The sequence below is a fragment of the Streptomyces axinellae genome, from assembly GCF_039532135.1.
Classification (GTDB): domain Bacteria; phylum Actinomycetota; class Actinomycetes; order Streptomycetales; family Streptomycetaceae; genus Streptomyces; species Streptomyces axinellae.
Genome location: NZ_BAAARJ010000018.1, coordinates 58,885 through 78,983 on the forward strand (window position 1 = coordinate 58,885; position 20,099 = coordinate 78,983).

At 73.3% G+C, this 20,099-nt stretch carries 19 protein-coding genes; 9 read left to right on the forward strand and 10 right to left on the reverse strand.

Going from position 1 to position 20,099, the window contains the following annotated elements; all coding sequences use genetic code 11:
* The first annotated feature begins 193 nt into the window (after positions 1 to 193).
* From ABD339_RS24775 to ABD339_RS24785, 3 genes are all read left to right on the forward strand, one after another.
* Positions 194 to 1,165, forward strand: coding sequence for a glycerophosphodiester phosphodiesterase (locus tag ABD339_RS24775; protein ID WP_344568758.1), 972 nt, complete (start codon positions 194 to 196; stop codon positions 1,163 to 1,165).
* Between the two features lie 374 nt (positions 1,166 to 1,539).
* Positions 1,540 to 2,154 (forward strand): methylated-DNA--[protein]-cysteine S-methyltransferase, encoded by a 615-nt coding sequence (locus tag ABD339_RS24780; protein ID WP_344568759.1) that lies wholly within the window; start codon positions 1,540 to 1,542, stop codon positions 2,152 to 2,154.
* 210 nt (positions 2,155 to 2,364) lie between these two features.
* Positions 2,365 to 3,666, forward strand: coding sequence for an MFS transporter (locus tag ABD339_RS24785; RefSeq protein WP_344569024.1), 1,302 nt, complete (start codon positions 2,365 to 2,367; stop codon positions 3,664 to 3,666).
* 123 nt (positions 3,667 to 3,789) lie between these two features.
* Here the strand turns inward: ABD339_RS24785 and ABD339_RS24790 are convergent, their stop codons facing one another.
* Together ABD339_RS24790 and ABD339_RS24795 are read right to left on the reverse strand one after the other, a co-directional pair.
* Complete coding sequence (locus ABD339_RS24790) at positions 3,790 to 4,515, reverse strand: PIG-L deacetylase family protein (protein WP_344569026.1); 726 nt, start codon at positions 4,513 to 4,515, stop codon at positions 3,790 to 3,792.
* A gap of 427 nt (positions 4,516 to 4,942) precedes the next feature.
* Positions 4,943 to 5,464 (reverse strand): type II toxin-antitoxin system PemK/MazF family toxin, encoded by a 522-nt coding sequence (locus tag ABD339_RS24795; protein WP_344568761.1) that lies wholly within the window; start codon positions 5,462 to 5,464, stop codon positions 4,943 to 4,945.
* A gap of 109 nt (positions 5,465 to 5,573) precedes the next feature.
* Here ABD339_RS24795 and ABD339_RS24800 point away from each other — a divergent pair, with 109 nt between their 5' ends.
* Entirely contained in the window at positions 5,574 to 6,434 is an 861-nt protein-coding gene (locus tag ABD339_RS24800; protein WP_344568763.1) for a class I SAM-dependent methyltransferase, read from the forward strand.
* Between the two features lie 72 nt (positions 6,435 to 6,506).
* Here ABD339_RS24800 and ABD339_RS24805 read toward each other — a convergent pair whose 3' ends face one another.
* A complete protein-coding gene (locus ABD339_RS24805; RefSeq protein ID WP_344568765.1) occupies positions 6,507 to 7,274 on the reverse strand; it encodes a hypothetical protein in 768 nt (255 codons plus the stop codon).
* 499 nt (positions 7,275 to 7,773) lie between these two features.
* On the opposite strand from ABD339_RS24805, the gene ABD339_RS24810 reads away from it, so the two are divergent.
* Positions 7,774 to 8,664, forward strand: a complete 891-nt coding sequence (locus ABD339_RS24810; protein WP_344568767.1) for an oxidoreductase — start codon at positions 7,774 to 7,776, stop codon at positions 8,662 to 8,664.
* On the opposite strand, the gene ABD339_RS24815 is transcribed toward ABD339_RS24810, so the two are convergent.
* The 3 genes from ABD339_RS24815 to ABD339_RS24825 form a co-directional block, all read right to left on the reverse strand.
* Complete coding sequence (locus ABD339_RS24815; RefSeq protein ID WP_344568769.1) at positions 8,641 to 10,929, reverse strand: SWIM zinc finger family protein; 2,289 nt, start codon at positions 10,927 to 10,929, stop codon at positions 8,641 to 8,643. The genes ABD339_RS24810 and ABD339_RS24815 overlap by 24 nt on opposite strands.
* Positions 10,926 to 14,342 (reverse strand): DEAD/DEAH box helicase, encoded by a 3,417-nt coding sequence (locus ABD339_RS24820; protein WP_344568771.1) that lies wholly within the window; start codon positions 14,340 to 14,342, stop codon positions 10,926 to 10,928. Before ABD339_RS24820 ends, ABD339_RS24815 begins: the two co-directional genes overlap by 4 nt.
* Before the next feature lie 203 nt (positions 14,343 to 14,545).
* Positions 14,546 to 15,742, reverse strand: a complete 1,197-nt coding sequence (locus ABD339_RS24825; protein ID WP_344568773.1) for a toll/interleukin-1 receptor domain-containing protein — start codon at positions 15,740 to 15,742, stop codon at positions 14,546 to 14,548.
* Between the two features lie 77 nt (positions 15,743 to 15,819).
* Here ABD339_RS24825 and ABD339_RS24830 point away from each other — a divergent pair, with 77 nt between their 5' ends.
* The gene (locus tag ABD339_RS24830) at positions 15,820 to 16,089 is read left to right on the forward strand and encodes a hypothetical protein (RefSeq protein WP_344568775.1); all 270 of its coding nucleotides are present in this window, start codon (positions 15,820 to 15,822) and stop codon (positions 16,087 to 16,089) included.
* A gap of 17 nt (positions 16,090 to 16,106) precedes the next feature.
* Positions 16,107 to 16,433, forward strand: a complete 327-nt coding sequence (locus ABD339_RS24835; RefSeq protein ID WP_344568777.1) for a hypothetical protein — start codon at positions 16,107 to 16,109, stop codon at positions 16,431 to 16,433.
* A 71-nt stretch (positions 16,434 to 16,504) separates the two neighbouring features.
* Here ABD339_RS24835 and ABD339_RS24840 read toward each other — a convergent pair whose 3' ends face one another.
* Complete coding sequence (locus ABD339_RS24840; protein ID WP_344568779.1) at positions 16,505 to 16,924, reverse strand: hypothetical protein; 420 nt, start codon at positions 16,922 to 16,924, stop codon at positions 16,505 to 16,507.
* 78 nt (positions 16,925 to 17,002) lie between these two features.
* On the opposite strand from ABD339_RS24840, the gene ABD339_RS24845 reads away from it, so the two are divergent.
* Positions 17,003 to 17,302, forward strand: coding sequence for a hypothetical protein (locus ABD339_RS24845; RefSeq protein WP_344568781.1), 300 nt, complete (start codon positions 17,003 to 17,005; stop codon positions 17,300 to 17,302).
* On the forward strand, positions 17,299 to 17,559 hold the full coding sequence (locus ABD339_RS24850) for a hypothetical protein (RefSeq protein WP_344568783.1): 261 nt from the start codon (positions 17,299 to 17,301) through the stop codon (positions 17,557 to 17,559). The genes ABD339_RS24845 and ABD339_RS24850 overlap by 4 nt, the downstream gene beginning before the upstream one ends.
* A 49-nt stretch (positions 17,560 to 17,608) precedes the next feature.
* Here the strand turns inward: ABD339_RS24850 and ABD339_RS24855 are convergent, their stop codons facing one another.
* From ABD339_RS24855 to ABD339_RS24865, 3 genes are all read right to left on the reverse strand, one after another.
* Positions 17,609 to 18,010 carry a tetratricopeptide repeat protein gene (locus ABD339_RS24855; RefSeq protein WP_344568785.1) on the reverse strand — a complete coding sequence of 134 codons (402 nt, stop codon included), beginning with the start codon at positions 18,008 to 18,010 and terminating at the stop codon, positions 17,609 to 17,611.
* 191 nt (positions 18,011 to 18,201) lie between these two features.
* Positions 18,202 to 18,804 (reverse strand): dephospho-CoA kinase, encoded by a 603-nt coding sequence (coaE, locus tag ABD339_RS24860; protein ID WP_344568787.1) that lies wholly within the window; start codon positions 18,802 to 18,804, stop codon positions 18,202 to 18,204.
* A 102-nt stretch (positions 18,805 to 18,906) separates the two neighbouring features.
* Positions 18,907 to 19,872 carry a proteasome assembly chaperone family protein gene (locus tag ABD339_RS24865; RefSeq protein ID WP_425576083.1) on the reverse strand — a complete coding sequence of 322 codons (966 nt, stop codon included), beginning with the start codon at positions 19,870 to 19,872 and terminating at the stop codon, positions 18,907 to 18,909.
* Between the last annotated feature and the right edge of the window lie 227 nt (positions 19,873 to 20,099).

A 20,099-nucleotide genomic window follows, 5' to 3' on the forward strand; every position in this document is an offset into this window, starting at 1 on the left:
GGCTCGCCACTGACAATGGGCCGCCGCGCCCAAACAGTCCCCGGGTGGCAGATAGCTGCCAGTTTGTCCCGCCGCAGGTCAGCGGCTCGGACGTCCCTCGTTCAGCTCCGCGCCACTTTGTCCCCGCTTGTTTGTATTGCGCATCGGGAACTGTCATCGCAGTCCGTGCACAGACAGAAGCGAGGAGTCCCGCATGTCGATACGCCCACTGACTGCGACCGCCACCACCGCCGGTGCGCTGCTGGGTATGAGCGCGCTCTTCCTCACCGTCGCCCCGACCGCCTCTGCGGCCGAACGGGCAGCGGCACCGACAAGACCAGGCCAGGCCCCCGCCGTGGGGGCAGCGGCCCCGGCAGCCCCGGCAAGTCACCGCCCCGCCCTCCCGGTGGGGCACCGGGGAGCATCCGCGTACGCGCCGGAGAACACGCTCGCCGCCGTCGACAAGGCCCGTCAGCTCGGCATCGAGTGGGTCGAGAACGACGTGCAGCGCACCAAGGACGGCGAGCTGATCGTCATGCACGACACGACGCTCTCCCGCACGACCGACGTCGAGCAGCGCTTCCCGGACCGCGCCCCCTGGAAGATCGCCGACTTCACCGCCAAGGAGATCAAGTCGCTGGACGCGGGCAGCTGGTTCGGCAAGGAGTTCGAGGGCGAGAGGGTCCCGACTCTGGACGAGTACCTCAGCCGGCTCAACCGGAACCGCCAGGAACTGCTCCTGGAGCTGAAGTCGCCCGACCTCTACCCCGGCATCGAACGCCAGACCCTCGACACGCTGAGCCGCAAGGGCTGGCTCAACAGGCACCACACCAAGAACAAGCTCATAATCCAGAGCTTCGACGCCAAAGCGGTCGAGAAGGTGCACCAGGACAGGCCGGATGTGAAGACCGGCTTCCTGGGCACGCCGAAGGTGAGTGAGCTGAAGTCCTACGCGAAGTTCGCCGACCAGATAAACCCGGCCTACGGCGACGTCAGCAAGGAGTACGTGGACGCCGCCCACGACGTCAGGGGCCCCCACCACCGCCGTCTGGAGGTCTTCACCTGGACGGTGAACGACGCCGAGACCGCGAAGAAGGTCGCCGGAGCGGGTGTGGACGGCATCATCTCCAACAAGCCGGACGTGGTACGGGACGCGGTGAAGGGTGCCGCGGCTCCCACGAGCTGACGCGTGAGGCGCCGCGGCTCCCTGGAGGCGCACGGCGCTGTCGGCGCCGGCGGCGGTGTCAGTGGCCCGTCCTAGTGCCCCTCCCGGCAAGCTCCTAGTGCCCCTCCCGGCAGCTTTGCCGCGTCGCGTCGTCCGGCACGCCCGCTCGCGGCGTTGGCCGGAAGTCCTGGTAGCTCCTTCCCCGAGCTCTCAACTCCTCCCCCGGCCTTCGGCCGGGAGGGACCCCCAGAGCAGGGGGAGACCCCGATCCAGGACTTCCGGCCGCCTTGCGCTCGCACGCTCCCCCACGCTCGGCTCCGCTCGCGCGGGCGGTGCCCCCACGACGACGCTCCTTCACGGGCGAACATCGCCGGTCACGGCACTAGTCTGCGGGCATGACTGACGGACCGGTGGAGCCGGTGAACGAGACGGCCGGTGCGGTGTCCTGCGCCTGGACGGTGCGGGACACCGCCATCGGCCCACTGCTGCTGGCAGCCACCGAAAAGGGCCTGGTCAACGTCGTCTTCCATGCGCGGGGACATGTGCGCGACCAGGCCCTCGCGCGGCTGTCCGGCCGTTTCGGGACCGCCGCGCCCCTCGACGGGGCCGGACCCGCCGGATCCGATACGGGCGCGCCTTCCTCACCGGCGGCGCATCTGGAGAGCGCGGGGAGAGCGCTGGCGGATTACTTCGGCGGGGCGCCCGGCCCCTTCCCGGTCCCGCTGGACTGGTCGCTGACCGGCGGATTCCACGAGCGGGTGCTGCGCGAGCTGGCCGCCTCGGTGCCGTACGGCACGACCGTGGGATACCAGGACCTCGCCGTGCGGGTCGGGGAGCCGGGCGCGGCCCGCGCGGTCGGGGTGGCCATGGGAGCCAATCCGCTGCCGGTCGTCGTCCCCTGTCATCGGGTCCTGGAAAGCTCCGGCCGCATAGGCGGCTTCGGCGGCGGCCTGGAGACCAAGCGCACGCTGCTGACGCTGGAGGGTGTGCTGCCCGAACCGCTGTTCTGAGGACCCGCCCGCCGCCTCCGCGGGCCGTCGCAGCCTCGCCCGCCACCACGTCGCCACGTCACCGCGCCGCCGCACCGCCGCGCCGCCGCGCCGCCGCATGGTGGGACGTCGCCCCATGGTGGGACAGAACCCGTGGCTGCCACACTGCGCGACGTGACCGACATCCGTGACTCAGCCGACGCACCTGCCACCTCCGACGGCCCGGGAGACATACCCGACGGCCCGGGGAACGTACCCGACGGTCTCCTTCCCGGCGGGGATCTGCGGGCTGTACGGCGGCGGATCCAGAACGCGCTCGTGGTCAGCCAGATCCTCGGGGGCCTCGGGGTGGCCACGGCGGTGGCGCTGGCCCCCGTGCTCGCCGAGGCAATCGGCGGATCCGAGGCGGTCGCGGGCCTCGCCTCCACCTCCTCGGTGATCGGGACGGCCCTCCTCTCGCTGCCCTTCGCCGCGCTCATGGCCCGGCGCGGCCGGCGGGTGGGCCTGGTCACGGCATACGCGGTGGCCGCCGTGGGCGGGCTCGTGGTCGTGGCAGCCGCGACGGCGGGGAACTTCCCGCTGCTGCTGGTGGGAATGGCGGCGTTCGGCGCGGGCACCTCGGCGAACCTCCAGGCGCGGTTCGCCGCCGCCGACCTGGCCGAGCCCGCGCACCGCGCGCGGGCGATCTCGACCGTCGTGTGGGCGACCACCATCGGCGCCGTACTGGGGCCGAACATCGCGGCGCCCGCCGGACGGTCCGTCGCCGGGCTGGGCGTGCCCGAGGCGGCGGGCCCGTTCCTGTGGGGTGCGGGCGTCTTCCTGGTGGCGGGGCTGGTGATGCAGGTGATGCTGCGGCCCGACCCGCTGCTGACGGCGCGCGCCCTGGCCCGCGCGAGCGGCGCGGAGGAGGGATCGGGCGCCGAGCGGTCGCTGCGGGCGGGGCTGGCCGCCGTGGCCGCCTCCCCGTCCGCGCGTGTGGCGCTGACCGCCATCGCCGGGTCGCACACCGTCATGGTCTCGGTGATGGTGATGACCCCCGTGGATCTGGGCGGGCACGGCGCCGGGGTGCAGCTGATCGGGCTGGTGATCAGCGGCCACATCCTGGGGATGTACGCGTTCTCGCCGGTCATGGGGGCTCTCGCGGACCGCGTCGGGCGGCTCGGCGTGCTCTTGACGGGCGTGGCGCTGCTGGCCTGCGCCACGGCGCTGGCGGGGACGGCGAACGGCCATCACGCGCAGTCCGCCGCCGGGCTCTTCCTGCTCGGCCTCGGCTGGTCGGCCGGGCTGGTGGCAGGCTCGGCGCTGCTCACCGACTCGGTGCCCCAGCCCGCCCGCGCCGCGGTGCAGGGCCTCTCCGACCTGATCATGAACTCCGCCGCGGGGATCGGCGGGGCCCTCTCCGGGCTCGTCGTCGCCCAGGCCGGCTACGGCTGGCTCAACGTCCTGGCCGCCGCGCTGCTGGTGCCGGTGGCCGTGCTGACGCTGCTGTCCCTGACGCGGCGGCGCAAAGTGACAGCGCGGCAGCGCCAGTGACAGCGCGCGTGACGGTGCGGCGGCCCCAGGGGAGAGGGCCGCTCCGCCTCCCGGCTGTCGGTGGCCCGCGACGAGCGCGAAGTCCGGGTGCCCTCAGCATCGGCGCCCTCAGCAGGGGTGCCCTCAGCAGGGGTGAAGTTCGAAAGCCACCGCCCGGCGGCCTCCGTAGCTCTGGCCGTACATGTCCAGTGCCCGGTCCACGATCGAGCGGGCGTACGCCTCCGGCTCCTCGTCGGTGAGCGCGGTGATGTAGGCGCGGTGCTCCAGCAGCGAGGCGAGCCCCTTGCGCGCCGCTTCCTCCCCCACCTCCACGGCGTGGGTCACGGCGGGTGTGGCGGCCACCGCGACCCAGCGCACCCCGTCCCACGGCCCCACGCCGTCCTTCTTCATCCGTTCGGTGAAGATCCACCGGTTGCCCGCGTCCCCGACGGCGTCCAGGACGGAGCGGCCCAGGGCCCGGTGGTCCGGGGTGTTCCAGGGGGCGCCCGGGGCGGCGCCCCAGGTGTCGCGGTGGTTGACGGTGATGACCAGTTCGGGGCGCAGAGCGCGGATGACCGCAGCAATGTCCGAGCGCAACGCGGGGCCCTCTTGCAATACCCCGTCCTGGTGGTCCAGGAAGCGCACATCGGTGACACCGACGGCGGCGGCGCTCGCGCGCTGTTCCCCCTCGCGCACTCGTGCGGCCTCCGCTGGATCCATGGTGTCGATGCCCGCCTCGCCCCTGGTCGCGAGGAGATAGCTGATCTGTTTGCCGCGCGCGGTCCACTCCGCGATGCCGGCGGCCACGCCGTACTCCAGGTCATCGGGGTGTGCCACCACCGCCAGGGCCCGGGTCCAGCCCTCCGGCATCGCCGCGAGCTGCGGGCTCGTGCGCGCCGCCGCTCCCGCTTCGGGGCCGCCGGGCACACCCCCTTCGCCCGGCATGCCTCCCCCGCCGGGCGCGCTCGCCCAGCCCGGTGCGCCTCCCCCGTCGGGCGCAGCCGCGTCGTCCGTTGTGGCGGCCATCGGTCTCACCCCTCGTATCGGCGTGCCCGAGCACGCTGGTCGGCGGCGGTTACGGCCCGTACCCGTGCCCCGTGCCCCGTGCCCGTACGAGCCTGTGCGGTCTCAACAGCGGTGGGAGAATGCGGGGTTCCCGCACGGGGGGCCGCTGCGGGTTTCCCCTCCCAGCTTCCCACCGGTGCCCTCTCCCGGCCTGCCGTCCCGGTGCTGCCCCGTTCCCCGTTGCTGCCGCCCCGGGGTCAGAGATCGCCGGGGCCAGGGACCGCCGGGGGGCTCAGCGCCAGCCGTACACCTGCTGGAGGCGGTGCACGACGGCCTGGAAACGGGCGCGGTCCAAGGCGCATGCCTCGCGGCGCATACCACCGGGTCGCACGCGCAGCACGCGGTCGATGCCGACCCAGGAGTCCCGGCCCTCGCGGTCCCAGGGCCCCGAGCCGAGCGGCAGCCACTCCTGGTCACCGTGGTGCTCGCGGGAGGTGAGCTGTACGGCGAGGACACTCTCGCCTCCGTGCCCGCTCCGGCCGGTGCCCTCGCGCGCGACGATCAGGACCGGCCGGTCCTTGCCCCGGCCGTCGGCCTCCTCGTAAGGCACCCACGTCCAGACGATTTCGCCGGGATCCGGGTCGCCGTCCGGGTCGGGCGCGTACTTCGTCCGTACCGGGCCGACGGAGCGGGGATCGACCTGGACGGTCGCGCCAGGACCATACCGTCCCGGAAGACTCTCCTCATCCGGAGCGCCGCCGAATCCCCTGGCGTCCTGGCCCTCGTCGCGTCCTTGATCGCGCACATGACTCATGGGATCAAGTTATCGTCCGCCTTCGGCTCCTCGAATTCCCCTTGAACCGGGCGCTTGAGGGAAGGGAAGGACTCGACTGCCGCGACGACCCGGAAAGCGGGGCACCGCCATGCCTCATGACGTCACCTCCCACGGCGCATCGCATACCGGCACATCCGCCGGTTCCCGAGCCCGCTCGGGCCTCTCCGCCCTGGAACGGCTGCGGGACGCGCTCCCGCGACCAGCGCGCCTCGCCCGTCTCGCGCCCCACGCACGCCACGCGCGCCGGATGTTACGGGACTGGTGGCTGAGGCGCGGTGCGCACGGCGACCACATCGCCTTCTACCGGGGCGTGATGCGTTCGGACGTGGCCCGGGACCCCAACGCCGCCGTGGGCACCCCGACCCAGGAACGCTGGGAGGCGGTGGGCGAGTTGCAGTTCAGCTACCTGCGCTCCCACGGGCTCCAGCCCGCGCACCGGCTACTGGAGATCGGCTGCGGGAATCTGCGCGCCGGATGGCGGTTCATCGACTACCTCGCGCCGGGCCACTATCACGGCCTCGACATCTCGCCGGACATCCTGCTCGCGGCCCAGCGTGTACTGGCCTCGCGCGGGCTCCAGGAGAAGCTGCCCCACCTGACACTCGTGGACGACATGCGCCTGGACCACCTGCCGGACGGGCACTTCGACATGGCACACGCGCACAGCGTCTTCTCGCACTCACCGCCGCAGGTGATCGAGGAGTGCCTCAGCCACATCCCGCGTGTCCTGAAACCGGGCGGATTCTTCGACTTCACCTACAACAGGACGGATGGCGAGGAACACCACGTCCTGCACGAGGACTTCTACTACCGTCCCGCGACGCTCATCGCGCTCGCCCAGGCGCAGGGGCTGCTGGCCGCGACGATGGACGACTGGGACGAACTGCCGCACCGGCAGTCGAAGATCCGCGCCACGCTGCCCCGCGCGTATGTCCGCGACGGGGAATGACCCGGCGGCGCGACGTCCGAACTCGCGTTGCGAGGCCGGCCGCCGGGGCGCGTGCACCCGTGGAGGCGCCACTTACGCGTACGGGTTGCCGCCCTGCGGCTGGCCGGGGTTGCCGTAGTAGGGGCCGGGCTGCCCCTGCGGGTCCGGGGCAGCCTGCGGCGCGCGGGGGTCGTTGTAGGGGCCCGGCCGCTGGGGCGGATACGGCTCCTGGGGCTGCTGGTAGCCAGGGTGGCCCTGCGGCTGCTGCTGATAGCCCGGCTGCGACTGCGGCTGTTGGGGCGGCTGCGGGGTGTAAGGCTGCTGGGGCTGGGGCTGCTGAGGGGCGTAACCCGGCTGCGACTGCGGGGCGTAACCCTGCTGGGGCGGCGGGGGCGCGTAACCCTGCGGGGGCGCGGGCGCGTACCCCTGCTGCGCTCCCTGCGGGCCCGGTGCGCCGCCGACAATGGCGAGCAGCTCCTCCAACTCCTTGCGCCACATGCGGTGCACGTTGATACGCACCGGCTTGGCCGAGTCCGGCAGGCTCATGGAGAAGAAGCTCCACAGCGGGTTGAGCTGGACCTCCCCGAACAGCGGGGGCGCCTGAACGCGCGGGATCGCGTACACGATCTCCTTCGGCTTCTGCGAGAACCGGGCCATACGGTGCAGGAGCAGGGCCTGATCCGTGACGGTGATGAAGTAGTACTTGACCAGGAACTGTCCGATCAGGCCCAGAAGTCCGACGCTGAGCCACGGGTTGGGGCCGGAGACAGTCATCACCGAAACCAACGGACGGTCCCCCGGGGCCTGTTGCGCGATGGCTTCGGCCACCTGCTTCTTCATCGTCGCCTTGCGAAAGGCCATCGGGCCACTCCTCGCTCCGTGCGCTGTGTGCGTCCTCGCTGCGGTCTGCGCGCTGCCCAGCCCGATGGCTGCTCCAACGCCCGGCGCAGCGTACTCGGCGAACATGACATGGATATGCCGGGGGTCCACGAGCCGGGACGAGCGTCCGGGCCGGGGTCCGGCCCGTGGTCCGGCCCGGTCAAAATCCCGGACAAGATCGGGGAGATCGCAGGTCAGCATGTGGTCACGGCCGGCCAAAGGAACTCGACCTCCGCGCAGGGCGAGTCAGGACGGCGGGGGGACGGGCGGTGGGGCGGTCACGTTGCCACTCCGCACCGGCGTGCAGCGTGGGCCCCATGGCCACATGAAATACAACAAATCCCAACTGTACACATCAATTATCAACAACGATTGCCCAAGAACTCTGAGCGCGCGCCGAAAGATCGATCAGAATCTCGTCCCGAAGAGCCCCGGTCAGAGCGTGGAAGCCGACGGGCGAACCAACGGACGGTGAGTACGGATGAGCAGAATATGGCTGGTGACGGGCGCGGGAAGCGGCTTCGGGCGCGAGATCACGCGGGCGGCCGTGGCCGTCGGCGACACCGTCGTCGCGACAGCCCGCCGCACCCCGGCACTGGATGACCTTGTCAGCGCCCACCCAGGCCAAGTCGACGCCGTACGGCTCGACGTGACCGACATGGAGGGCATCCAGGCGACGGTGTCCGACGTGATTGCCCGGCACGGCCGGATCGATGTCCTGGTCAACAACGCCGGGCGCGCTCACGTCGGAGCCATCGAGGAGACCACCGACGCCGAATTGCGAGCCATGTTCGACGTGCACCTCTTCGGCCCCGCCGCGCTCATCCGCGCCGTACTGCCGGACATGCGCGCCCGCCGCTCCGGAGCGATCGTGCAGCTCAGCAGCATGGGCGGTCAGATGTCCTACCCGGGCTTCGGGGCGTACAGCGCGACGAAGTTCGCGCTGGAGGGGATGTCCGAGGCACTGGCAGAGGAAATCTCGCCCTTTGGAATCAAGGTGCTGGTGGTGGAGCCCGGTACCTTCAGGACCGGGCTGTTCGGCGCCAGAAGCGCGAGCGAGGAGACCGGCCCCTACGCGGAGACCGTGGGGCCGACCCGGCGCATGATCGAGTCGAACGTCACCACGGCGCCCGGCGACCCGGCCAAGGCCGCCGCCGCGATAGTCACCGCACTGGATGCCGAACGCACCCCGCTCCGGCTCCCCCTCGGCGCGGACGCCGTCGAGGCGATCCTCGACCATCTGGACAGTGTGCGCGCGGAGATCGGCGCCTGGGAACAGGTCGCGCGGGCCACCGATCTCGCCGTCCGAACCCCTCTCCCGTGCACGCGAGGGGAGGGGCGGCCTTGGTCACCCCTCCCTCAGAGCCGCTGACATGGCGGTCAACGGGTCGGCGGCGGACGGGCCTTCGGGCCACCACTCCCCGTCCTCCCCGTCCTCGCCGTCCGCTCGGTAGGGATACCAGCGGCCATCCGGACCGTAACGGAGCTGAAGGAGACGGGTGGTGTGGGTAAGGCGGTTGCGGCGGATGGTCACGGGTATCCCCGCCGCGGCCAAGGTGCTGCGCGCCCGGTCGAAGTCACCGGCGGGCGGGTCCCACTCGTCCTCCAGCACCGTGAGCCCCGCCTCCTCGCCCTGCCGCCAGGCCGCGGCGGCGCGCGCCAGTTGCGGAGCGGCGCAACCCGCCGTACGCGCGAGGCCGGCGAAGAGCGGGGAGAGGGTGCGCCGCCCGGTCAAGTGAGGGTGGGTGGCCGCGAGCCGGATGATGTCGTGCTCCAGCGACAGTTCAGGCAGCGGACCGGCGGCGGCGGACGGCTCGCGTGCGGCGGGGGAGCCGTGTGGGACAGGGGTGCCGCGTACGTCCGGGATGCCGCGTACGCCAGAGGTGCCGCTTTCGGCGAGCGCGCTGTGTGCGACAGGCACGCCGTGTGGGACAGGCGCGCCGTGTGGGACAGGCGCGCGGTGAGTGGTCAGCGCCTGGTGCGCTCGCGTGGCCGCGTCGATCGCCAGGAACGCGAGGGCGTCCGGGCTGGGCCCGCCCGGAACGTCGGGAAACGGACCGGGTTCTCCCGGCGCCTCCGGCACGGGCAACGGCGCGGGCAACGGGGGCCGTACGAAGGTGGCCAGCCCCTCCCGCGCGGGCACGGAGCCCACAGCCGGCGGCCGGCCGGAGTGCGGTGGGGTGCCCGGTCCGGGGGCCGGGTCGGCGCCGCCGCTCTCCTCCCCCGCCGCCGGACCCTCCGTATCCGCACCACTCGCCCCGAAGCCCGGGAGACTCCCACCTCGCCCGCCGGTACGCGCCGTGCCGGTGCCCCCACCCCTCAACCGCGCCCGCCGGGCCGCCAGACGCGCCGCCTCCCGGCCACCGCCCGCGGCACCAGAGCCGGGGTCGGGGTCGGAGTCGGATCCGGGGTCGAGGTCGAGGTCGGGGTCGGGTCCGGAGTCGGGCCCGGGGAAAGGTCCGGATCCGGGTCCAGATCCGGCCGTCCCCGCATCCGCGACGGCCATCCCCGCTCCCGCGTCCACCCGGGCGTCAACGTCCGCACCAGCACCCGAGGTGTCGGCACCGGAACGCACCGCCGCCACATCGGCGCTTCCACGCTCCTCCCTCGCACGCCGCGCGGCCTCACGCGCCGCCTGCGCGGCGGCCGTTCGCGTGCTCGCCGCGCCAGAAGGCGTCCCGCCCGCGTCCGCGTCCTGTTCCCCCCTCCCGGTGTCACGTGGTCCCGCCGCCCCTCCCGAACCAGCCGTCGCCTCTTCACGTGGCGCCGCCGCCTCACCCGCGCCCCCTGACGCACCAGTACGCGCGCGCCTCACAGCCAGGCGCGCCGCCCACGCGCCGGTGCCTCCACTCTTCGGCGCCACGTCGCCAGAACTCGCGCCACTGTCAGCGCCAACGCCGGCACCGGAACCGGCTCCAACACCCGCACCAGTCCCAGTCCCGGCACCGGAACCGGCTCCCGCACCAGTCCCAGTCCCGGCACCAGTCCCCGCACCCGCACCCGCACCCGCACCCGCACCCGCACCCGCACCCGCACCCGAGCTGAGCGAACCGTCAGGGCTCATCGCATCGGGCTCGCTCTCATGCCGACGAGCACGGCGGAGCAGGCGGGTGTGGAGTTCGGGCTTCGCGAGTCCTCGGGCCCTGAGCAGGGTGAAGGGGTCGGCGTCCAGTTGGACCGCCATCTCGTGGCAGAGGGCCGCCACGTGGGCGCACGGGCGGCCCCTGTCGGGGCAGGTGCAGGCGGGGAGCAGTTCGCCGGGGCCGGGCAGGAGTCTGGCGCCCGCCTCCTGCGCGCGGGCCGTCAACCGCTGCGGAACCTCGCCCTCCGACAGTGCGGCCACCCACGTCGGCTGCTCCGCCGCCGTGTCCAGAAAAGCGTCCCACTGTGCGGGGGTCAGCACGGGAATCCGCAGCTCGGCGCGGTAGGGGCGGGGCCTGCCTCCGTACACGTACGCGGTGATCCGACCGCGCTCCACGCGCACCCCGGCAACGCCGCCGGCGACGCCCGCCGAGCCGGGCTCCCGCGCCTGCTGCGGGCGGGCCGTATCCAGCGCGACTCCCCCCAGCGCGGTCTCTCTCAGCGCGCGCAACCACGCCTCGCCCCACGGGCCGAGCCGGGCGTCCGAGCCACTCATGGCTCGCTCCGCAGCGAGACGAGGTCGGCGAGCTGCGCGTCGGACAGCTCGGTGAGCGCGGCCTCGCCGCCGCTGAGCACCGCTTCCGCCAACTGCCGTTTGGAGTGCAGAAGTTGGGCGATACGGTCCTCCACGGTGCCCTCCGTCAGGAGTCTGTGCACCTGGACGGGCTGGGTCTGGCCGATGCGGTAGGCACGGTCGGTGGCCTGCTCCTCGACCGCCGGGTTCCACCAGCGGTCGTAGTGGATCACGTGCCCGGCACGCGCGAGGTTCAGGCCCGTGCCGGCCGCCTTGAGGGACAGCAGGAAGACGGGGATCTCGCCGGACTGGAAGCGGTCCACCATCTCCTCGCGCCGCGCCACAGGGGTGCCACCGTGCAGAAGCTGGGTTCTCGTCCCGCGCTCGCCGAGGTGGGCCGCGAGGAGGTGGGCCATCTCCACGTACTGCGTGAAGACCAGCACCGAGCCTTCCTCGGCGAGGATCGTCTCCAGCAGTTCGTCGAGGAGTTCGAGCTTGCCGGATCGGCCGGGCTGCCCGGTGGCGGCCTCGCGCGAGCGCGGACGACCGTCGGCGGCCTCGCGCAGATACTGCGCCGGATGGTTGCAGATCTGTTTGAGGGCGGTCAGCAGCTTCATCACCAGACCGCGCCGCGCGATGCCCTTCGCCGCCTCGATCTCCGCGAGGGTCTCGCGCACCACCGCCTCGTACAGCGACGCCTGCTCGCGGCTGAGGGCGACCGGATGGTCGGTCTCGGTCTTGGGCGGCAGCTCGGGGACGATGCCGGGGTCGGACTTCTTGCGCCGCAGCAGGAACGGACCGACCAGGCGGGCGAGCCGCTGTGTCGCCTCCGGATCCTCGCCGCCCTCGACGGCGCGGGCGTGCCGGGCGCGGAACGTCTTGAGCGGGCCGAGCAGCCCTGGCGTCGTCCAGTCCAACAGCGCCCACAGCTCGGAGAGGTTGTTCTCGACCGGGGTACCGGTCAGGGCGACGCGGGCGGCGGAGGGAAGGGTGCGCAGGGCGCGGGCCGTGGCGGAACGCGCGTTCTTGACGTGCTGGGCCTCGTCGGCGACGACCAGGCCCCAGCGGCGTCCTGCCAGTTCGGCCGCGCTGGTGCGCATCGTCGCGTAGGTCGTGAGGACGAACCCGGCAGCCGCGCCCCCGCGCCCGGCCCGGCCCCCGTCCTCGCCCCCGTCCGTCCCAGCGGCGATGCCCCTGCCCTCGTCCTCGCCCGGCTCCGCGCTGCCCGTGCTGGGCTCGGGCTCTTCCGCTCCCCCGTCGTGCCCCCCGGCGAGGCCCCCGGCGGGCTCTTCCACGCGCTCGGCCAGTCCTTCGAGGCTGCGGCCGGGCCCGTGGTAGCGGCGGATGGGAACGCCGGGGGCGAAACGGGCGATCTCCCGCTGCCAGTTGCCCAGCAGCGAGGCCGGGCATACGACCAGCGTCGGCGCCGTCTCGCCCCGTTCGGCGCGGCGCAGGTGGAGCGCGATGAGGGTGACGGTCTTGCCCAGTCCCATGTCGTCCGCCAGGCAGCCGCCGAGGCCGAGCGAGGTCATCAGGTCGAGCCAGGCCAGCCCCCGGCGCTGGTAGCCGCGCAGCGTCGCGCGCAGCGCCGCAGGAGGAACCTCCACTCCAGCCCCGCCCACTCCCGCGCCCTCCTTCGCCCTCTCATCCTCCCCTTCGTCCTCCTCTCCGTTCGCCCTCTCGCCCTCTCCGCCGCGCTCTCCCCCGCCCTTCGCCTGGGCGGTGAGGCGGTCCCGGAGCGCGGCCAGCGCCCCCGTCGCCACGGCCGCCACCGGTTCGCCGTCGATCTCGGCTTCGCCCGACAGCGCGGCGGCGAGCGCCGCTGAGGGCTGGAGCAGACCGAGGTGCCGTTTACGCGCCTTGCGCACCAACTCCGGGTCCACCAGCACCCATTGGTCCCGCAGGCGCACCAGCGGGCGGTGCGCCTCGGCCAGCTCGTCCATCTCCCCCTCGGTGAGCGGGTCCCCTTCGAGGGCGAGCTGCCAGCGGAATTCGAGGAGGTGCTCCTCCTTGAAGAACCCGAAACCATCAGCGGCCGAGCCGGGCGCGTGCCGCCGGGGCCCGACGACGGCGGTCGCGTCCAGCTCGCGGGCGAGGTTGCGCGGCCAGTGCACGGCGACGTCCGCGGCGGCCAGCTCCCGCGCGGTACGGCCCAGCAGGTCGTTCAGCTCCTCCTCGGAGAGCGGGAGGACATCGGGCACCGGCCGCTGGAGCAGACGCTCCAGCGGGGGCCAGACGCGTGCCGCGCGGCGGATGGCCAGCAGGGTGTCGGCCCGTGCGCGGGGGCCGAGATACGCGGCCTCGCCCCGCCACAGCTGGCCGACATCCGCGACGAGCGTGGCGTCCTCGACGCTGTGGGCCTGGACGAGCGCGGCGGCACGCGACGGGGGCCCCGAGCCACCACTCGGACGCCCGGGCCCCGAGCCGTGCTCCGCCTCCCGGCCGCCACGTCGGTGCTCCGGCCCGGCGTCCGTCCGTACGCCCGCCCCCGCCTCCTGTTCCTCGTCCGTTCCCGAGTCGAACAGCCCGCGCGGCGACAGGTCCAGGCGCAGCGAGATCCGGATCCCGGCGTCCTGGCCCGCCGCGACCTCGGCCGCCCACTCCCGCACCCTCGGATAGCGCTCCGGGAGCCGCTGCGGCTCCCGCGCGGCGAATGCGGGCCCCACGACGGAAGGCCCGGCAGGCGTACGGGGCAGCGTGTCGGCTACAGCGTCCAGGAACGCGCGAACGAGCCCCTCGGCCTCCGGCACCCACGCCTCGGCTCCATCGGCCCTCTCAACTCCATCAGCCCTCTCGGCTCCAACAGCCGCTTCGGCCCTCTCAACCCCGTCGAGCCCTGCCGCTCCGCCCCAGCCTCCGCCTCCCTTTCCCCCGGACACGACTGCCCCGTCGGACGCCTCGCCCCCGCCCGCCGTCGCACCCGCGCCCCCGGACGCCGGCCGCACCGGCACCGCGTGGCCCTCCCCCGGCATTGCGGCGGCGATCGCTCGGAGATGCGCGGCATCGCTCTTGTCGAGAGGCCCGGCTCGCCACACATCCGTGTCCCCCTCACCCACCGAGGGCATCAGCCGACCCTGCGCGACCAGCCGCAAGCCGTGCAGCGCTGCGGCGCCCCAGCACGCGGCGGACGGGTGGGCTCCCGGGGCAGTGCGCGCCCGCATCAGCAGGGGCAGGGCCTCGCGGACCGTCAGCATCCGGGCGGGCACCTCCCGCCGTCGCACATCGCGCCCGCACAACTGGGCGACGGTCAGCTCGCCCGGCTCCCCCGGCTCTCCTTCGTCGGGCACCTCAGCCCCGTCCGGGCTCCAGAACGCCAGCCGCCCGGACCGGGGCACCTCGCCCGGAAGGAACACCACAGCGCACCGCAGCAGGTCCGCACCGCTCCCCTGCCTCATACGTGCCACCACTCTCCTGCTCACCACCGGCCACCCAGGCCGCCTCGCGGACCACTCACCCGCACGCGAGTCTAGGAGCGCCCACTGACAATTCCCGCCGACGATCAAGGAACAAGCAGGTCAGAGCCCTCACTAGCAGGTCAGGACCCTCAGCAGCAGGTCACAGCCCTCACGAACGGTCACGGCCGCCACGAGCCTCGCCGTCAGAGCCTTGAGGAGGGATACGAGCCGCGAGCGGCCACCCGGGCCACGAGGCGTGGCGGGCTACCGCTCAACCGGCCTGTGCCAGCCCGAAGTCCGCGCCGGAGATGGCGGCCAGGGCCGTGGCGATGCGGTGCAGCGGGGTCCGCAGGGCCGTCAGTTCGGCGCCGAGGGTCGCGGCGTGCGGCCAGGCGGTCGTGGTCCAGTGGGCTGGTCTCGGGGGGCCGCTGGGTCTCGTACGCCGCCAGGCGCGGGTGCCAGGTTGGACAAGAACAGCCGCAGTGTGCCGTTGAGCAACTCGTGTGCCAGCGCATGCACCGTACGCGCCGCCGGCTCCGGCGCGTCCCCGGGAGCGTCCCGGCGCTCGTCTCCGCCGACCGCCCCGGCCTCACGGCCCAGGCCGTCCGCCCTGTCCTCCCCGTCCGCCGGACCGCCATCCGTACCGTCGCCGGTAACGCCATCCGTACCGTCGCCGGTCCGGCCGCTCTCGGCCAGGCTGATGCTGTACTCGCGCAGCGTGCCGCGGGTGAAGGCGAACAGCGCGTGGAGCGAGGAGCGCCTCGCGCGCCGCCGGGCTGCCGGTCACCAGGGGCGCGGCGTGCGCGTGCAGCGCGCTGTGGACCCGCCACAGTTCCGGCAGCCGGCCCACGAAGCGGGGTGCCGCCGCGGGCAGCGGGCCGGGCAGCCAGCGCGGCTGTCCGGCATCCTGGCGGACTGATGGGCGTGACGGGTCTGACGGGCCTGGCCCCCTTCCCACTCCGGGATCCGCAGAGGTGAGCGCAGCGGCGCCAAGTGGGCCTGTATGTCCGCGACGAGCGCCTCCGCGGCTCCGGCGCCGCCGGGGGGCGGCCAGGGCCAGTGGCGGGCGTCCCGCAGTTCCACGGGGTGGATGTGGCCGCGCCCCGCTCGGGGTTGACGACCATGACCCTGGCGCGGGGGTCGCCCTCGGCCAGCCCGGCCAGATAGGCGGCGGTCAGCTCCCACTGACACGCCTCGCGCTCCGGATACTCGCGTGAATAGAAGGCGAGCAGCGCGTAGGAGCGGGCCAGTTCGGTGCGGATCGTCCGGCTGATTCCGGAAAACCCGGCAACACCCGTCTCATCCGTGAAGACCTTCAGCCCGGCACCGCGCAGGACCTCCAGCGACGGCCGCACGCGCTCCGCGTCACCGCGGCTGTAGCTGAAGAAGACGTCCCACACGGCGTCTTACCCTGCTGTGGTCGGACGGGGAGGGAGTCATGAGCCGAAGGCAGCAAGGTGGCAGGAAGCCGGCGAGGTTGCCGGGCCCGACACAGGTCAGCGCGCGGCTCGCGCTTCCGTTCGTCGGAGAGATCTCCGGTGTGTGGGAGCCGGCGGACGCGGAGCGCCGCGCTTCGTGGGAGCTGTATCTGGAGCTGGCGAGCCGCGTCTCGGTAGTCGAACTCGACCCCGAAGAGGGGCTGTTGCGCGAGGCACTGTCCTCGCTCTACTCCCTCTCGGCACCACCCGTGACATCCTCCGCCGCTAGGGCCCGGAAGTCGCACCGCCGCTCCGGCCCGGCCATGTGAGCTTCGGTGTGCTGGCGATGACGACGCTGAACCGCGTGCCGCGCCCCCTGCTGACCCGCTGGCATCCCCGGCCGGCCGCCTACGAGTCCCAGCGCCCCGAGGACACCGATCCGGTGGCCCACGAGCGGGCCTGGGAGCACGCGGAACAGTTGCGCTCCGACATCGCGGCGGTGCGCGAAGCGCTGCTCGCGCTGGCGCTCACCCCGCAAAAGGTCGCGGGGGTGGGCGATCTGATCCGGCTGGACGCGCCCTTACCGCCGCAGCCGCCCCTGCCGCCCCAGCCCCTCTCTCCGTCCCCACCCCCGCCCCAGCCTTCACCCCTGCCTCCGCCCGAGGGAGACTGACGCGGCGGCGGTGACCTTGGCTCCCCGCCCCCGCGAGGCTCCGTAAGCCCGGATCGACGGCGCCCGTGCCCTCAGCCGAGGTTGATGCCGCCGTGAATGTCGCCGGCCTGGATGACGTGGCCGGTCACCTGCGCGGAGCCGCCGACCGTGTTGTGCACCTCGGAATGCTCGGCACGCAGCGCCGGAGCGTGCTGTTCCGCCCAGACACGCAGCTGCGCGGCGAACTCCTCGTCCGCGCGGGCCCGGTCGGCGAGCCGCCCCGTGAGCACCCGCACCTGGTCCGCGTCCCCGGGATCGACGGGCGTCAGCTCGCCCGCCGCGCCCGCCCCTTGACCGCCCGGATCGCGCTGCCCCTCGGCGCCACGACCGGTGGCCCTCCGCGCGAGGGAGAGCAGAGACTCCCACGCGGACTGCCCCGCGGCGGTGGCGGCGCCCCCGGCGGCGGAAGCCGCGGCGGTCCTCGCGAGGGTGAGTGCGGCGTCAATGTCCATGCGGCACACGGTAGATCGGCCGATGCCCTCCCCGCCAGGGCTCCCCGCCGCTACGACCGGCGAGTACCGTCAGGCAGCATGGAAGCAGAGTCCGGGCGCCCCTTTCTCCTGCTGGACATCGACGACCCCGCTCAACCCCTTCGCGGCCAGGCTTCCGCTGCACCCGCGCGGCTACCGCGCGCACCGGCTGCTGCCACCCAGTCACGTGGCACGGCTGGCGGCCCGCGGACGGCCGCCCAGCCGCTCCGGGTCCGGCGCAACGCGGCCCACGGCGCGACGCTGCTGGGCCTCGGCTACGAGTTGGTGTGGGCGACCGCCTGGGCCGCCGAGGCCAACGAGTACATCGCCCCCTGCCGGGACTGCCACGGCTGCCCGTGATCGAGTGGCCCAAAGGCCCGGATCTCGTGCGGGACCTGGACGGGCTGCTGTGGAAGACCCGGTACGTGGTCGAGTGGGCGGCCGGACGCCCCTTCGCCCGGGTGGACGACGGGCTCACCCGCAAGGAGAGCGGGTTCGTCGCGGCCCACCACCCCGGCCCCGCGCTGCTGCACCCGGTGGACGCCCGGCGCGGGCTGCGCGCCAACGACTTCGCGGCGCCGGCCCGCTGGGCGGCCAAGCGGAAGCCCGGGGCCTGACGAGACGTCAGCGCACCCTCTCGGACGCCCCCGAGCCGGCCTCCGGCTGTCAGTTGCCCAGATCAGTGCTGCCGGGGGCCGGGGGCTCGAAGGAGTCGAAGCCCGCGGCCTCGACGAAGTCGGGGCGTGGATCGAGCGCGGCGGCGAGCTTGAAGTGTCCTCGCGCCTCGTCTTCCCGCGAACAGCGCTGGAGCGTGCGGGCGAGGGCGAAGTGCGCGAAGGCGTTGTCCGGCTCGCGCTCCAGCACCCATTGGAACTCCTGCTCGGCCGACTGGAGCCGGGCTTCGAGGAAGTAGGCACGGGCCCGCAGCAGCCGGGCGGCCGTGTGCTCGGGGTGTGCCTCGATCACCCCGTCGAGGAGGTTGACCGCACCACGCGGATCGCGCGCTTCCAGCAGTTGCTCCGCGGCGCGGAACTGGATGATGTTCGTCTCGGGGCTGGTCACGGACACCGCCCTCCTCTTCGGGTCGTTGCCCCGCACAACAGCACACGGGACCGCGCCATTCCCACCGGGTTTCCGCCGCCCTCCCCCGGCGATCTGCCCTCCCGGAGGCCGCCCTCCCGTGGGACCGGGGAGGTCACAACCCGCCCCGCGCTGAACCGGACAACGGCACAACCGCTCAACCGGACGACGGGATCGGCTCAACCGCGCCGATCCGGCCCGCCGAGCCGCTTCCACACCTCCCGCACCTGCGGCTCCAGCTCCTCCAGCGGGCCGTCGTTGTCGATCACGACATCGGCGACGGCCAGCCGCTCCTCGCGCCCTGCCTGCGCCGCCATCCGGGCCCGTGCCTCGCCCTCGTCCATGCCACGCAGCCGCACCAGCCTGTCGAGCTGGGTCCGCGGGTCGGCATCGACGACGATCACCTCGTCGTAGAGGGGCGCGAGCCCGTTCTCCACGAGCAGCGGCACATCGTGCACCACCACGCTGTCCTCGCCCGCCGCGCGCTCCAGCTCCGCCGAGCGCTGTCCGACCAGCGGGTGGACGATCGCGTTCAGCGCGGCGAGCCGTTCCGTGTCGGAGAAGACGAGCGAGCCCAGCCTGGGGCGGTCGAGCGTGCCGTCGGGCGCCAGTACGTCCGGCCCGAATTCCGCGACGATCGCGGCCAGCCCGGGGGTCCCGGGCGCCACGACCTCGCGGGCGATCACGTCCGCGTCGATGATCACCGCGCCGTATTCGCCCAGCAGCCGCGAGACCTCGCTCTTGCCGGCGCCGATCCCGCCTGTCAGACCCACCTTGACCATACGGCCACGCTATACGGTCCGCACCGGCCGCCACCTCGCCGTACCCGCCCCGGTCGCCCGGCTCTCTTCCCCGGCTCCATCACCGGCGCTACCCGCCTCCCGTCAGCTGCCGCGCCGCCCGTCCCCGTCGGGGCCTTCGCCCTCCCGGTCGGCGAGGAACTGCTCGAAGACCGCGCCGAGTTCGTCGGCGGACGGCAGCTCGACGGGCTCCGCGACCAGATTGCCGCGCGTTTCGGCACCGGCGACCGCGTCGTACTGCTGCTCAAGGCCGCGGACGACGGACACCAGTTCGTCGTCGCCCTCGGCGAGCTGCCGTTCGATCTCGTTCTGCGTGCGCAGCGCCTCGGTGCGCAGCGCGTGTGCGACATCGGGCAGGACGAGGCCGGTGGCGGAGGTGATCGCCTCGGTGACGATGAGCGCCGCGTCCGGATAGGTGGACCGCGCGATGTAGTGGGGCACGTGGGCGACGACGCCGAGCACGTCGTGTCCGCTCTCGGCCAGCCGCAGCTCGCTCAGTCCGGCGGCACTGCCGGGCACCTGGGCCTCCTCGAAGACGGGCCGCTGCCCCGGTACCAGCTCGGTGCGGTTGCCGTGCGGCGTCAGGCCGACCGGCCGGGTGTGCGGGACGCCCATCGGGATCCCGTGGAAGGTGACGGAGAGCCGGGCCCGCACCCGCTCGACGATCTCCACGACGGCAGCCGAGAACCGCTCCCACTCGTTGTCCGGCTCCGGGCCGGCGAGCAGGAGGAACGGCGCGTCCGTGGCGTCCCGCATCAGGCGCAGCTCCAGGCGTGGTGTCTCGTAGGAGACCCACGCGTTCCGGCGGAACGTCATCATCGGGCGGCGCGCGCGGTAGTCGATGAGCCGGTCCACGTCGAAGCGCGCGACCGTCACGGAGGGCTGGCTCTCCAGGAGCCGCTCCACGATCTGCTCACCGGTGTCGCCCGCGTCCATGAAGCCTTCGAAGTGGTAAAGCATCACCAGTCCGGCGCTGTCGGGCTCACCGACGATCGCGTCGACGGCCTCCAGCCCGGTCTGGTCCCACGCGTACAAACCCTGCGGATCCACTGATTCACGCTCCTCTGGCATACATACGCTCAACGCCCGCCACCCATCGGTCATTCCCACCGGGCCACACCGGCGGCGCGGACGCCCCCCTCACGCGCCGTACGCTCCGGGGGACGCGCCCCCGATCGCAGAGGCGGTGCGCCCACGCGCCCATGGGAGCACTCGCACAAGGGGCGCACCCGGACAACGGGCGAGGCCCGCACTCCCTTCAAGGGAGTGCGGGCCTC